This window comes from Microbacterium paraoxydans (assembly GCF_019056515.1).
GTDB lineage: Bacteria > Actinomycetota > Actinomycetes > Actinomycetales > Microbacteriaceae > Microbacterium.
In genome coordinates this window covers 2,794,002-2,807,014 of record NZ_CP064873.1, presented here as the reverse complement: position 1 = coordinate 2,807,014, position 13,013 = coordinate 2,794,002, and the positions used below count along the sequence as shown (strand labels likewise).

The 13,013-nt window shown below is 70.8% G+C and carries 17 protein-coding genes; 10 read left to right on the top strand and 7 right to left on the bottom strand.

What is annotated here, in order from left to right; all coding sequences use genetic code 11:
* Positions 1-94 precede the first annotated feature (94 nt).
* On the bottom strand, positions 95-925 hold the full coding sequence (locus IZR02_RS13860) for a zinc-ribbon domain-containing protein (RefSeq protein ID WP_025102548.1): 831 nt from the start codon (positions 923-925) through the stop codon (positions 95-97).
* Between the two features lie 168 nt (positions 926-1,093).
* Here IZR02_RS13860 and IZR02_RS13855 point away from each other — a divergent pair, with 168 nt between their 5' ends.
* Positions 1,094-1,585 (top strand): DUF1269 domain-containing protein, encoded by a 492-nt coding sequence (locus IZR02_RS13855; protein ID WP_025102547.1) that lies wholly within the window; start codon positions 1,094-1,096, stop codon positions 1,583-1,585.
* An 85-nt stretch (positions 1,586-1,670) separates the two neighbouring features.
* Entirely contained in the window at positions 1,671-2,186 is a 516-nt protein-coding gene (locus IZR02_RS13850) for a GNAT family N-acetyltransferase (RefSeq protein ID WP_025102546.1), read from the top strand.
* A 10-nt stretch (positions 2,187-2,196) separates the two neighbouring features.
* On the opposite strand, the gene IZR02_RS13845 is transcribed toward IZR02_RS13850, so the two are convergent.
* Positions 2,197-3,597, bottom strand: a complete 1,401-nt coding sequence (locus IZR02_RS13845; RefSeq protein ID WP_025102545.1) for a threonine/serine ThrE exporter family protein — start codon at positions 3,595-3,597, stop codon at positions 2,197-2,199.
* 133 nt (positions 3,598-3,730) lie between these two features.
* Here IZR02_RS13845 and IZR02_RS13840 point away from each other — a divergent pair, with 133 nt between their 5' ends.
* Positions 3,731-5,170, top strand: a complete 1,440-nt coding sequence (locus tag IZR02_RS13840) for a serine/threonine-protein kinase (protein ID WP_082758450.1) — start codon at positions 3,731-3,733, stop codon at positions 5,168-5,170.
* Between the two features lie 39 nt (positions 5,171-5,209).
* Here the strand turns inward: IZR02_RS13840 and IZR02_RS13835 are convergent, their stop codons facing one another.
* The 3 genes from IZR02_RS13835 to IZR02_RS13825 all read right to left on the bottom strand — a co-directional run bounded on the left by IZR02_RS13835 (position 5,210) and on the right by IZR02_RS13825 (position 6,391).
* Positions 5,210-5,548 (bottom strand): DUF7882 family protein, encoded by a 339-nt coding sequence (locus tag IZR02_RS13835; RefSeq protein WP_025102543.1) that lies wholly within the window; start codon positions 5,546-5,548, stop codon positions 5,210-5,212.
* A gap of 151 nt (positions 5,549-5,699) precedes the next feature.
* Positions 5,700-6,134 (bottom strand): redox-sensitive transcriptional activator SoxR, encoded by a 435-nt coding sequence (gene soxR / locus IZR02_RS13830; protein ID WP_025102542.1) that lies wholly within the window; start codon positions 6,132-6,134, stop codon positions 5,700-5,702.
* Between the two features lie 50 nt (positions 6,135-6,184).
* Positions 6,185-6,391, bottom strand: a complete 207-nt coding sequence (locus IZR02_RS13825; protein ID WP_025102541.1) for a hypothetical protein — start codon at positions 6,389-6,391, stop codon at positions 6,185-6,187.
* A 97-nt stretch (positions 6,392-6,488) separates the two neighbouring features.
* On the opposite strand from IZR02_RS13825, the gene IZR02_RS13820 reads away from it, so the two are divergent.
* The 4 genes from IZR02_RS13820 (at position 6,489) to IZR02_RS13805 (ending at position 8,871) form a co-directional block, all read left to right on the top strand.
* Complete coding sequence (locus IZR02_RS13820) at positions 6,489-6,740, top strand: VOC family protein (RefSeq protein ID WP_051582155.1); 252 nt, start codon at positions 6,489-6,491, stop codon at positions 6,738-6,740.
* Between the two features lie 108 nt (positions 6,741-6,848).
* Positions 6,849-8,174 (top strand): flavin monoamine oxidase family protein, encoded by a 1,326-nt coding sequence (locus IZR02_RS13815; RefSeq protein WP_025102539.1) that lies wholly within the window; start codon positions 6,849-6,851, stop codon positions 8,172-8,174.
* Positions 8,175-8,281: 107 nt separating this feature from the next.
* A complete protein-coding gene (locus IZR02_RS13810) occupies positions 8,282-8,446 on the top strand; it encodes a hypothetical protein (RefSeq protein WP_164498166.1) in 165 nt (54 codons plus the stop codon).
* A gap of 56 nt (positions 8,447-8,502) precedes the next feature.
* A complete protein-coding gene (locus IZR02_RS13805; RefSeq protein ID WP_025102538.1) occupies positions 8,503-8,871 on the top strand; it encodes a hypothetical protein in 369 nt (122 codons plus the stop codon).
* Here IZR02_RS13805 and IZR02_RS13800 read toward each other — a convergent pair.
* Entirely contained in the window at positions 8,805-9,713 is a 909-nt protein-coding gene (locus tag IZR02_RS13800) for a cytochrome c oxidase assembly protein (protein ID WP_025102537.1), read from the bottom strand. The genes IZR02_RS13805 and IZR02_RS13800 overlap by 67 nt on opposite strands.
* On the bottom strand, positions 9,683-10,144 hold the full coding sequence (locus IZR02_RS13795; protein ID WP_217316525.1) for a DUF2243 domain-containing protein: 462 nt from the start codon (positions 10,142-10,144) through the stop codon (positions 9,683-9,685). The genes IZR02_RS13800 and IZR02_RS13795 overlap by 31 nt, the downstream gene beginning before the upstream one ends.
* 124 nt (positions 10,145-10,268) lie before the next feature.
* Between IZR02_RS13795 and IZR02_RS13790 the strand changes: the two genes are divergently transcribed.
* Genes IZR02_RS13790 through IZR02_RS13780 form a run of 3 tightly spaced genes read left to right on the top strand, consistent with a single transcriptional unit; the run spans position 10,269 to position 12,973 of the window.
* Complete coding sequence (locus IZR02_RS13790) at positions 10,269-11,996, top strand: MDR family MFS transporter (protein ID WP_025102535.1); 1,728 nt, start codon at positions 10,269-10,271, stop codon at positions 11,994-11,996.
* Position 11,997: 1 nt separating this feature from the next.
* Positions 11,998-12,453, top strand: coding sequence for a MarR family winged helix-turn-helix transcriptional regulator (locus IZR02_RS13785; protein WP_025102534.1), 456 nt, complete (start codon positions 11,998-12,000; stop codon positions 12,451-12,453).
* A 52-nt stretch (positions 12,454-12,505) separates the two neighbouring features.
* Positions 12,506-12,973, top strand: a complete 468-nt coding sequence (locus IZR02_RS13780) for a MarR family winged helix-turn-helix transcriptional regulator (RefSeq protein ID WP_025102533.1) — start codon at positions 12,506-12,508, stop codon at positions 12,971-12,973.
* The last annotated feature ends 40 nt before the right edge of the window (positions 12,974-13,013 follow it).

Below are 13,013 nucleotides of genomic sequence, written 5' to 3'. Positions count from 1 at the left end.
TGCCCGCCGCCGTCGCGCACGGGGGTTGCGCTCGCGGGCGAGAACGGTTAGATCGCTCCGCCTTCGAGTATCTAACTGGGTGAGGCACCGCGCGTCAGCGCAGGTAGGCGTCGACGAGGAGGGCGCCACGGATGTCGCGGAGCCGGTCGACCAGCCGGGTGATGCCGCTCGCGCCGAGGGAGGCGAGCGGGAGGTCGAACGGTCCGAGCGGTTCGAGCTTCCCCATCCGCACGCGCACCACCTCCCAGCCGGCGCCCCGCACCGCGCGATCCTTCCGGCGATCGGCCTCCTCCCTCTTCCCGACGTGCTCGAGCCCGTGGCGGCCGACCGTGTCGTACTCGATCGCGATCCGCAGGTCCGGGAGCAGGATGTCGGGCCACACCTCCGTATGCCGGAAGAACGGCCGCGCGACCTTGATGGCGTTGACGTCGTCGGGGAACAGCAGCCGTTCCGTGAGCGCCTGCCGGAGCCTCCCCTCGGCGGCTGAAGCGGGTCTCGGAGCGCACACACTCAGGAACGCGGTCCCCGTCGGCAGCGCGGGGGTCTTCGTGCACAGCGGCGGCGCCGGCTTCTTCGGACGGGCGGGGAGCGTCCGCGCCTCTCCGAGGACCACCGGCTGCGGCCGTGCCAGCGCCGCGCACTCCGGACACCAGGACGAGCGCCGTCGCACCCGTCCCGGGCGTTCGCGCTGCTCGGTCGGGGTCGCCGCGAACAGGTGGCCGACGGCGCACTCCCAGCAGAGCAGCACATCGGCCGCCAACGGGATCTGCGAGAGCGCGATGCCGTGATTGTGCTCCGGGTGGTACTGGCGGATGAGTTCCGGGTAGGCCGCCCACGCCGCCCGGTAGGTGCCGACCGCGTAGGGCACGTCGAGTCCCCGCGAGAACTGGCGTCTCGCCCACCACTGCTGCACGGGCTCGGGCACGACAGCGACGGTAGGCGAGGCCACGGACATCGCCGCTGCGGAGTCACCAGGGTGAACATCGACGGCTGCTCTGTCGTGTCCGCAGGGGCGCGCCTAGGGTCGGTGGCGAAGACCGGTGCCTCTGCGCGCGTGGAGAGCATCTCCGATCGCAACCGAAAGCAGGAAACCATGGCTGAACTGATCGTCATCTCCTATGACACCGAGAGCGACGCGGAGGGTGCTTACAACCGCGTCCAGGCCCTGCAGGACGACCTCGTCGTCGAGCTCGCCGGCCTCGCGCTCGTGAAGGTGGACGGCGAGGGCAAGACGAAGGTGGAGTACCCGGGCGCCGGGAGCAGGATCGGCCTCGGCGTCGCCTCCGGCGCTCTGTTCGGTGCGCTGATCGGCATCCTGTTCTTCATCCCGGTCGCCGGCCTGGTGTTCGGCGGCCTCCTCGGGGCCCTGTTCTCCGGCCTCGACAAGACCGGCATCGACGCCGAGTTCCGCGACCGCGTGAAGGCCACCGTGACGGCCGGCAAGTCCGCCGTCGTCATCTACGCGCTCAAGCTCACGGAGGACAAGTTCGCCGAGGCACTGGCCCCGTACAACGGCACCGTCGTGCAGACCTCGCTGTCGAAGGAGGACGAGGCCGAGCTGGTCAAGGACCTCGGCGGCCACTGACCGCAGACCGATGCGCCCGTCGTGGATCCGTCCGCGGCGGGCGCATCGGGTGTCGGGTGTCGGAGGGGCGTGACAGGCTGCGAACGTGGACACGCTGAGCCTCCGGCCCTGGTCGGCCGACGATCTCCCTCTCCTGCACGCGGCGAACGCCCCGGAGATGACCGTGCACCTCAACGGGCCGGAGAGTGCGGCGGAGGTGCAGGCGCGTCACGAGCGGTACCTGCGTCTCGTCGCGGGGGACGAGGCCCTGATGTTCGCGATCGTCGACGACGAGGGGCAGCCTCTCGGCTCGATCGGCGCGTGGCGGATCACGTGGCACGACGAGCCGGCGTGGGAGACCGGCTGGTTCGTGCTGCCCGCTGCACAGGGCCGGCGAGTGGCCGCCCGGGCTCTGGCTCTGCTCGTCGACGTCCTCCGCGATCGCGCAGGGGAGGGGCGTTCGCTGCTCGCGTTCCCCGCGGTCGACAACCCGGCGTCGAACGCGGTGTGTCAGCGGGGCGGATTCACCCGTCAGGGAACCCTCACGGAGCAGTTCCGCGGAGCCGAGCTCACGGTCAACGAATGGGTGCTCGACCTCGCCGCCGACTCCTCGGCGGCATGACCTCGTCGGGTCAGCGGCGCACGCGCGCCCTGGTCTTCGCGACGCCGGCGAGGGTCGCTCGCACCGGCGTTCCGAGGTAGAGGCCCAGGGAGGCGCCGGAGGCGAGCGCGATCCCGATCACGGCGGCGTCGATCAGCGATCCGCCGACGGTGAGCATCCCGGAGGAGGTGCCCGCTGCGTGCACGACCTCGAGGAGGCCCTGGAACACCGCGACACCGGGCACGAGCGGGACGATCGCGGCGGTCGTCACCGCGACCGAGGGCACGTGCAGGTTGTGCGCGATGAGCATGCCGATGAAGCTCGCCAGCAGTGCTCCGACCGCGCTCGCCGCGGCCGGGTGGAGCTGGAGCGCGACGGTGCCCGCGTACCCGGCGAGGGTGACGGCGCTGAGCAGGGCGCTGACGAGGATGATGCGGATGCCCGCGCCGTTGAACACGGCCACGGCGACCGCGATGATGATGGCCCCGACGAACTGGTTGAGCAGCGGGCCGAAGGGCGCGGGGTCGTCCGGCAGCTCCATCGTGAAGCCGAGCACGCCGCCGAGCTCCAGGCCGACGAGGATGCCGATGACCACCCCGAGCGTCTGCATCGTCAGGTCGAGGATGCGGCCGCCGGCCGTGAGCGCGAAGCCGTCGATGGCGTCCTGCGCGGCGCCCACCACCGTGAGCCCGGCGAGCATGAGCACGATACCCGAGGCGACGATGATCGAGGGGCGGATGCCGACGAACGGTTCGATCCCCGCGCTGCCGAGCGCCGAGACGGCGACCGCGACGACCGTGGTGACGAGGCCTCCGGCGATCTGGCTGAAGAACAGCGGTACCCGCAATCGGGCCAGGCCCGCCTGGGTGAGCGCCGCCCCCAGCGCGGCGACGAAGGTGAGGCCCACGATGAGCGGAGAGGCGCCGAGCATGATGCTCACGCCGACCGCGAGGAGCGCCCGTGCGACGATCACCACGGACTGCTGGTAGCGGAAGGGCACGCGACGGATGACCCGGAACGCGGTGCGTGCGGATTCCAGATCCAGGCCGCCGTCGATGTCGGCCACGAGCGCCTGCACGCGCTGCAGCTTGGCGTGGTCGGGGGCGGCCACGCGGACCACGCGGACGAGCGTCTCGGGCCACACCTCCCCGCTGAGGTGGAAGGACACCGTGATCGAGTTGTAGGTCACATCGACCTGGACGCCCTTGAGGCCGTACGCCTCGCAGACGCGCGTGATCGCGAGCGTGACCTCGTGCGCGGAGGCGCCGACCGCGAACATCGACTCCCCGATGCGCGTCGCCAGATCGAGGACCCGCGGCACCGTGTGCTCGTCGATCACGGGCATCGCCTCGGTGTGGGCGACGGCGGACGGATCCGTGTGCAGCAGCCGGCGGACGGACAGGAGCAGTCGCTGGGGGGAACGCGCGGGCATATCTCCCATTCTCCCGCGGACGAGAGCACCCGATCGACGGCCCGTCTGTCAAGGCCCGAGACGGCCCCCGACCCTGCTTCTACAGTGGGGTCTCGCCGCGCCGCTCCCGACGCCGTGGCAGGAGGATTCGACGATGACGGATGACTCGCTTCCCACGGAGGCGCTGCTCGATGGTCGCTACCACCTCCGGGAGTGCGTCGGGCAGGGCGGGATGGCGCGCGTGTACCGCGCGGAGGACTCGCTCCTCGGGCGCACGGTCGCCATCAAGATGCTCCGCGCGGAGACCGAGCAGGGCGCCGCCTCCGAGCGCGCCCGCGGCGAGATGACCGTGCTCGCCTCCCTGAATCATCCGGCTCTGGTCACGCTGTATGACGCACAGCTGCATCCGGGGCGGGCCGAGTACCTGGTCATGGAGTTCGTCGACGGGCCGACACTCGCCGAGCGGATCGCCCAGGGGCCGCTGCCCTCGGACGAGGTGGCGGCGCTCGCGGCCGATCTGGCGGAGGCCCTCCATGTCGTGCACGGCGCAGGGATCGTCCACCGCGACATCAAACCCTCCAATGTCCTGCTCACCGGGCGCTCTCTCACCGGGAGCCGGTCGGGTGCCAAGCTCGCCGACTTCGGGATCTCGGTGCTCGTGGACGCGGCCCGGCTGACGTCTCCCGGAACCGTGATCGGTACCGCGGCATACCTGGCGCCGGAGCAGTTGAACGGCGCGGCGCCGGCGCCTGCCGCCGACATCTATGCGCTGGGCCTGGTCCTGCGCGAAGCGCTCACGGGAGAGCGCGCCTTCGCGGAGGCGGAGGGGATCGGTGCCACCCTGGCCCGCTTGATCGATCCCCCCACGATCCCGGAATCCGTGGGTCCGGTGTGGTCCGCGCTGCTGCAGCGGATGACCGCGACGGATCCGGAGGACCGGCCGAGCGCCGCCGGCGTCTTCGCAGCGGTGTCCGCCCTTGCGCACGACCCCTCGATTCCGCCGCGGCCCCCGGTTCCTGCTCCGATCGCCGCCGCAGCGCTCGCGGAGCGGGAGCCGGCCGGTCCGTCTGCTCCGACACGAACCCTCGTGCTGCCCGCTCCTCCGTCTCCCGAGGTCGGGATGCTCCGCTCCCGGACTCCTCGCGTGCAGCGGGCGCGGCGACGCCGCGGACTCCTGACCGGAGCCGTGGCGGTCGCGGTCGCCCTCACCGTCGCCGGAACGCTCTGGGCGGCCGGAGCGCTCAACCCGAACCCTGTGGTGACCCCTGTCGACACCGAACCGACCCCGCGCTCGTCGCCCACGCCGGCGGTCGTCGTGCCCGTCACCGTGCCGGAAGAGGCGGACACGCCGGCGACCCCGGTCGAGGCCCCGGCTCCGGAACCGGCGCCCGACGTGCCGGACGACAAGAAGGCGGAGAAGGCTCAGGAGGCCGCGCAGAAGGCAGCTCAGAAGGCCGCCGACGAGCAGCGGAAGGCCGAGGAGGACGCGCAGGAGAAGGCCGAGAAGGCTCAGGAGCGCGCCGAGAAGGAAGCGGAGAAGGCCCAGGAGAAGGCCGAGAAGGCGAAAGGGGAGGACACCGACCTCGAGGATTGAGTCCTCGGGCCTGTGCCCTCCCCTACGGCGGAGCCGGTGTCAGACGGCGAGATCCGCGAGCTGCCGGGAGGCGGTGCTCGTCTCGGTCGGCTCCGGCACCAGATACAGGCCGTTCGGCGTGTTCGCGGTGAACGCCAGCGCGTCCACCCACCGCCGGTTGATGGCCGGAGGCCTGCTGCCGAAGAACTTGAACACGATGTTCGAGTGCGCGTGCACCCAGACCGTCGTCCGGCCGCCTCCGACGGAGGCGTCTTCCTTCCACGAGAACGGCATCGGTTCGCCGCGCCGGAGCTTCGTCGTCATGACGAGCTGGATATGTGTGAGAGCGCGGTCCTCGATCTCGATCTTCGGACCGCCCTCATAGATGAACTTGCCCATTCGATGGATCCTTCGTTCCATCTCCACAGGAACCCGTTGCCAAGAGGCGCAACCACACTGATCGCTGGTGGGGATGTCTCCACGCTCTCACCGATCCGGGCTTCGCACCACCCCACCTTCGTCCAGCCGGTCGCGGCGGACGTCCCGGTTCTCAGATGCGGCGGGGGCCGGGGCCGCTCTCGCCGAGAGCGTCCTCCGGATTGAGCAGGCGGCAGGCCTTGAGGGACAGGCAGCCGCAGCCGATGCAGCCCGCGAGCTCGCGCTGCAGATGCTCGAGCTGGGTCCGCCGCTCCTCGAGCTCGGCGCGCCAGCGCTTGGCCACGCGGCGCCAATCGCCGTGCGAGGGCGGGGCGTCGACGGGCAGGGTCTGGAAGAGCTCCTGGACCTCGCTGAGCGGGATGCCGATGCGCTTGGCCACCACGATGATCGAGATCCGTCGCAGCATGTGGCGGCGATAGCGTCGCTGATTGCCGGGCGTGCGCGTCGACGCGATGAGGCCGAGCTGCTCGTAGAAGTGCAGCGCGGAGGGCGCGACGCCCGTGCGTCGGGTGACCTCCCCGATCGGGAGGAGATCGTCCGGTTCCATCCGCCGCCCTTCCGTAGACCTCAACAATAGTTGAGGAACGGGCGGAACGGTCAGCGCGAGGTCGGCGGAAGCTTGTCGACGCCGTGGCGGTTCGGCTTGTCCGGCTCGGCCGCGGTCTCCGGCGTCACGTCCGGGCTGTCGGCCGGCGCGCCCGACGTCGGATAGTGCGGCTCGTCGATCTCGACGGCCTTGTCCCGCTCGTCCGCCGGGGGCAGATGGTCCAGGGGCTGCTTGATGTCATCGGGGTGGTGGCTCATGGCCCCAGGGTGCGCTGTGCCGCGTGCGGCACCCAAGGGGGTTGTCATCCGGCCCGCCGTGTGGTCGGTGGGTGGCGCTACTGCGGGGTCGAGCGCCATGCTCCGCGCCGAAGGCGGTCCGGATCTCATGCTCTGGGAGGCGCCGGGGCACGCGCCGATGAAGCTCACGGTGTCGGGGGAGGAGCGGCCGCTCTTCTTCCTGCGCACGACCGAGATCCACGCGCTCACCGAGCGGTTCGCGGCAGAGGGCGTCGAGGTGGTGAGCTTCGACGACGGCGGCTTCGCCCTCTTCCTGAAGTTCTTCGACCCGGACGGCACCCTGCTCGGACTCATCCAACACGCCGCCTGAGCCCGGCGTCGCGACCGGGTCGTCGGGCTCCGCGGCCCTGTCGGTGGGTGCCGGGCTGGGCTATCGTCGGGGCACGGCTCCGCGCGGAGGGGCTGCGAGGAGGGGCGCATGGAGCAGGTCGACACGGTGATCGTGGGCGCGGGCGTGGCGGGATTGACGGCGGCGCGGCTGCTGCAGGATGCCGGGCGGACGGTCGTGGTGCTCGAAGCGCGCGACCGGATCGGCGGCCGGGTGCACACGGATCGGACCGACGGCATCGTCGATCTCGGCGCCTCGTGGATCCACGGTGTCGACGGCAGCCCGGTGGCGGCGGCTGCCGAGGCCTTCGGCATGCGGACCGTGGAGTTCACCGTCGGCGGTTTCCAGGTGGACAGCCGGCCGATCGCCTATCACGGCCCCGACGGGCGCCCGCTCTCCGTCGAGGAGGCGCGCGCCTTCGCCGCCGATGTCCACGCGGTGGACGCCGTGCTCCCGGACATCATCGCCACCTCCCGCCCCACGGCCTCCTACCGCGACGTCACGGACGAGGCCCTCTCGCGCCAGGGATGGAGCGCCGAGCGTACGCAGCGGGTGCGGGAGTACCTGGAGCATCGCGCCGAGGAGCAGTACGGGGCGTGGATCGAGGACCTCGCCGCGCACGGCCTCGACGACGACGCGATCGAGGGCGACGAGGTCGTGTTCCCCGACGGGTACGGCGTGCTCCCGGAGCGCCTGGCCGAAGGCCTCGACATCCGGCTGGAGCACCTCGTCACCCGTGTCGACTGGAGCGACGACGGCGTCTGGGTGCGGACCTCGCACGGCGACTTCTCCGGGGACACGACCGTCATCACGGTTCCCGTCGGCGTGCTGCAGGCCGGAACCATGGAGATCGTCCCTCCGCTGCCGCCGGTGAACGCCGAGGCGCTGGGGCGGCTGCGCATGAACGCCTTCGAGAAGGTCTTCCTGCGGTTCCCGACGCGGTTCTGGGAGGACGGGGTGTACGCCCTCCGGCAGCAGGGCCCCGAGGCGCGATGGTGGCACTCCTGGTACGACCTCACCGCGCTGCACGACGAGCCGCTCCTGCTCACCTTCGCCGCCGGGCCCGCCGCGGCAGCCACGCGGGACTGGAGCGATGCGGAGGTGCAGGCCTCGATCATGGCGCAGCTCCGCCGGCTCTACGGCGACGGAATCCCCGATCCGATCGGGATGCGCCGCACGGCCTGGCAGGACGATCCGTTCGCGCACGGGTCGTACGCGTACATGACGGTCGGGTCGACCACCGCGGATCACGACGACCTCGCCACCCCGGTCGGCGGCGTGCTGCACCTCGCCGGCGAGGCCACGTGGACCGACGATCCGGCCACGGTGCCGGCGGCCCTGTTCTCCGGGCATCGTGCGGCGGAGCGCATCCTCGGGCGGGCGGTCCCGATCGAACGACTGTGGACACCGGAGTGACACGCCCCGGCGCGGGCAGTGTGGCCGTCGCCATACGTGCGGTCAACCCCCTACGTCATTCCTCGCCGCCGCGCATACGGTCGTCGGACCGAACAGAGGAGGAGAGCATGAGCGACCCCCAGAACACGCAGGGCACCCCCGGCGCCGACGAGGAAGCCGACACGGCCTCCGGCGGCGCTCCCGACGACAGCGGTGAGAGCACCGACGACGTGCTCGAGCGCGAGACGACGGACGACGAGGGCAAGCCCCTCGAGAACCCGTCCGGCGGCTGACCGCCGCACCGCCCGAGGGTCAGCCGCGCCCCAGGTGGCGCGGCTACTCTCGGGTCATGCGCCGCATCGCTCTCGTCCCTCTGCTGCTCGCCGTCGGTCTCCTCGCCGGGTGTGCGCAGGTCACCCAGGCCGCGGGAGACGCGTTCGGAGTTCCGGTCGCGGAGACGTGCGCGACCATCGATGACGCGTACGCGCAGTATCAGGAGCTGCTGAGCCAGGGCGACGCGTCCGCGGAGCAGCTCGATGCCGCGCGCGACGACCTCGTCGCCACCCTCGACGGCGTCGCGGACGGAATGGACGGGCAGCTCGGCGACCTCATCCGCTCCGGCGCCGATCAGCTCGGCGGCATGACCGACCTTCAGGCCCCGGAGACGGTCGAGGCGATCGAGCGCCTCCACGACGGACTCTCCTCCTTCTGCGGCTGAGCCGGCTCGCGCGGTCGTGTCGCGACGTACCACTGCCGGAGCAGCAGCACGATGAGCAGTACGTCGACGGCGTCACCCGCGTAGAACATCAGCTCCGCTCCGATCCGCGCGTCCCCGGGGTCGACACCCACCGGAGGGTGTGCCCACAGCCACTTGGCGAGGATCGAGTGCGCGGCGATGAAGACGATGAGGACGGACGCCCGTACGGTGACGGAGGCTCGATGCGGATCGGGATCGAGGCCGAGGATGCTCGAGGTGAACAGATACCCCGTCAGCAGGACGTGCAGATGCACCGCAGCATGCAGCCACGGTGAGGCGTGCATGAGGGGGAACAGTGGCGTGGCGTAGAGGAGCCACAACCCGCCGATGTTGAGGGTGCCTGCGACCACGGGGTGCGTGAGCACCCGGATCGGGGCGCTGCGCAGCACCCGGGAGAGCGCACGGGCCTCGGCGACGGGAAGGGCGCGGAGGGCCAGGGAGACCGGACGCCCGAGCACCAGGAGGAGCGGGGCCAGCATGCCCACGAGGACGTGGCCGGCCATATGCACCGGGAAGCTGCTGTGGGCCAGGGCGGCGAACGGTCCGACGGTGCCGACCGCGGTGCACAGCAGACCGCTCATCCAGGCGGCCGTCCGTGGCCGCGGCCAGGGACTGCGGTCGCGGGTCCGCCGCAGCGCGACGAGATACAGCACGGCGGCGCCGAGGAGGAGGACGAGGGCGAGGAAGGGGAGGACGTCGATGCCCCCGCCCGTCGCATCCGCATCGAGGCCCGGAAGCCGGGGCGGGTCGTCGTGCCCGTCGTGCACGGCTGTCACCCCCTCGGGGCGGGTCGGGTCCGCCACACCGTGAGGGCTCCGGCGGCGAGCAGCACGACGGCCGACACGATCCAGACGGTGTCGTAGAGCACGAGGTCGACGCCGTAGCGGATCTGGTGGATGCCGAGGAGCTTGTGGTCGACGACGCCGTCGAAGAGCTGGAAGAACCCGACCCCGGCGATCACCGCGCCCGTCCACCGCGTCCAGCGCAGGGGGCCGCGGCGGCCGACGTCGGCGAGGAGGAAGGCGCCCAGGATCGTGAGGAACCAGCCGAACGCGTGGAAGAACCCGTCGGAGACGAGGGCGACGTCGGAGGTCGACAGGTCGTAGAAGTGGTGCCAGTGCAGCACGAGGTGGAAGACGAAGAGGTCGATCATCGAGGCGGCGATCCCGCATCCGAACACGAAGCCCGACAGCAGCAGACGCCGGTCGAGGCGGGAGGGGGCTGCGCTGGTCATGGGGTCAGCGTCGTCCGGTCCGTCCGCTGCGGCGATGTCCTTGACCGCATCCCGCGGGTGCGGTACGAGCCGATAGTTGCGAAACCGCAACTATCGGCGTATGGTTGATCTCGATCAACTTTCTATGCAGGAGCATTCCCCCGTGACACACACCTCATCCTCTTCCGAGACCGCGCGCTCGGCCCGCGAGGTCTTCACCGCGATCTCCGGCCTCATCGTCGGCATGTTCGTCGCCGTGCTCTCCGGCACGGTCGTCTCGACCTCGATGCCCGTCATCATCGCCGACCTCGGCGGCACCCAGTCGCAGTACACCTGGGTCATCACCGCGAGCCTTCTCGCCACCGCCGTCTCGACGCCGATCTGGGGCAAGCTCGCCGACCTCGTCGACCGCAAGGTCCTCATCCAGATCTCGCTCATCCTCTTCACGGTCGGCACGGTCATCGCCGGCTTCTCGACCGACACGAACATGCTCATCGCGGTCCGCGTCGTGCAGGGCATCGGCGTCGGCGGCCTCATGTCGCTCGTCATGATCGCCGTGGCCCTCATCATCTCCCCGCGCGAGCGCGGCAAGTACATGGGCGTCGTCGGCGGCATCATGGCCCTCGGCACGATCGGCGGCCCGCTGCTCGGCGGCGTCATCACCGACGCCTGGGGCTGGCGCGCCAACTTCTTCGTCGGCGTCCCGTTCGCGATCGTCGCGCTCGTCCTGCTGCAGTTCACCCTGCACCTGCCCAAGCCGCAGCGCGGCACCAAGGTGTCCATCGACTACTTCGGCATCGTCCTGCTTGCCGTCGGCGTCTCGACCCTGCTGATCTGGGTCTCCCTGGGCGGCAACCAGTTCGACTGGGACTCCGGGACCAGCATCGCCCTCGCCGTCACCGCGGGCGTCGCCATCGCCGCCTTCGTCGCCGTGGAGTTCTTCGTCAAGGAACCCATCGTCCCGATGTCGCTGTTCCGCAACCGCACCTTCACGCTGTCGGTCATCGCCTCGATCGCGATCGGCGTCTCGATGTTCGCGACCTCGGTCTTCCTCGCGCAGTACTTCCAGCTGGCCCGTGGCGCCACGCCGACCGAGTCGGGCCTGATGACCATCCCCATGATCATCGGTCAGATGGGCGCGTCGATCATCATCGGACAGCTCGTCAGCCGCTTCGGCAAGTGGAAGGGCTGGATGGTCACCGGCTCGATCCTCGCCACCATCGGTGTGAGCCTGATGGCCACCCTGCGCTACGACACCCCGTTCACCCTGGTGGCCGTGTACATGTTCGTCCTCGGCGCCGGCCTCGGCATGGTCATGCAGAACCTCACCCTGATCGTGCAGAACGACACCGCACCGCAGCAGCTGGGTGCCGCCTCGTCGAACGTCAACTTCTTCCGCACGATCGCCGGCACGATCGGCGTGACCGTCATGGGATCGCTGCTGTCGACCAGCGTGGCCGACTTCATGAAGGACGGCCTGAAGGGCTTCGTCCCGACCACGCCCGACGAGATCAGCGCCCTGGAGCGCCTGGGCTCCGGAGACGTGCCGAAGGTGGGCGAGCTGCCCGACACGATCCGCACGATCGTCGAGAGCGCCTACGGGCACGGCATCGCGGACGCGTTCATCCTCGCCATCCCGCTGGCCGTGATCGCGATCATCGCGATCGCGTTCATCAAGAACAAGCCGTTGTCCACCAAGAACGCCGCGGAGCAGCTGCGCGAGCAGGCCGAGGAGTCCGTCATCGAGGTCTCCGAGGCCGAGGTCGGCGCCAACCTCTCGACGGGGACGATCCGCACCGGGCAGGCCGGACCGGCGACCACCACGGGGTCGGTGAGCGTGCTCGAGCGCGACGATCGGAAGCAGGAGCGCTGACATGATCGCGTCCGAGGCGGTCGGCACCCCCGACGTCGACACCGCCCTCAGCGACCTCCAGGCGCATCTCAACCTCATCTTCGCGCGGACCCGGTCGCTGTGGAAGGAATCGGCGTCCCGGGTCCACCCGGAGCTGCAGGTGGCGGGGTACAAGCTGCTCACGTTCATCGACCGGGCGGGCTCGGCCAGCGCGCACGAGCTCGCCGAGCGCTTCGAGATGGACAAGTCCGTCGTCAGTCGCCAGGTGCGGATGCTGGAGGACCTCGGGCTGATCGCCTCCGTGCCGGACGAGCGTGACGGCCGGCTCCGGGTGCTCACCGCGACGCCCGCCGCGTGCACCGCTCTCACCGAGGTCCGGCGAGAGTACGGCACCCGGCTCCGCGCCGTGATCGACGAGCTCACGCCCGCCGAGATCGACGCCGCGTCCAAGGTGTTCCGGCTCCTCGCCGAGGTCTGAACCGGGCCCCGCGACCGCCTGCGGTCGCGGGGCTTCGCCGTACACTGGCGATATGCGCGCCTCGTCCGACGATCCCGCCGACGACGCTCCCCTCGACGATCTCGACCAGGCGGTCGCCCGCGTCGAGCACGAGCTCGGCCGTCTGTTCGCCCGCATCCGCGTCGGGTGGCGCGAGGCTGCCGCCACCGTGCATCCGGACCTCCAGCCGCTCGGGTACCAGGTGCTGACCTCGATCCTCGCCGGACGGGCGACCTCGGCGGGGGCTCTCATCGAGCGCCTGCAGACGGACAAATCCGCCGTGAGCCGGCAGGTGCGTCAGCTCGAGCAGCTCGGGCTCGTCGAGAGCATCCCCGATCCCGAGGACCGCCGCGCCCGGGTGCTGGTGGCGACCCCGCTGGCCGAAGAGCGCGTCGCTCTCGCCCGCTCCCGGTATGAGGGGCGCATCGGCGAGCGACTGCGCGGCTGGACGGCCGCCGACCTCGACCACTTCGCGAACCTCGTCGCCGATCTGGGCGGTTGATACACCGGAACACCTGGTCGATTCACGGGAATACAGCGGC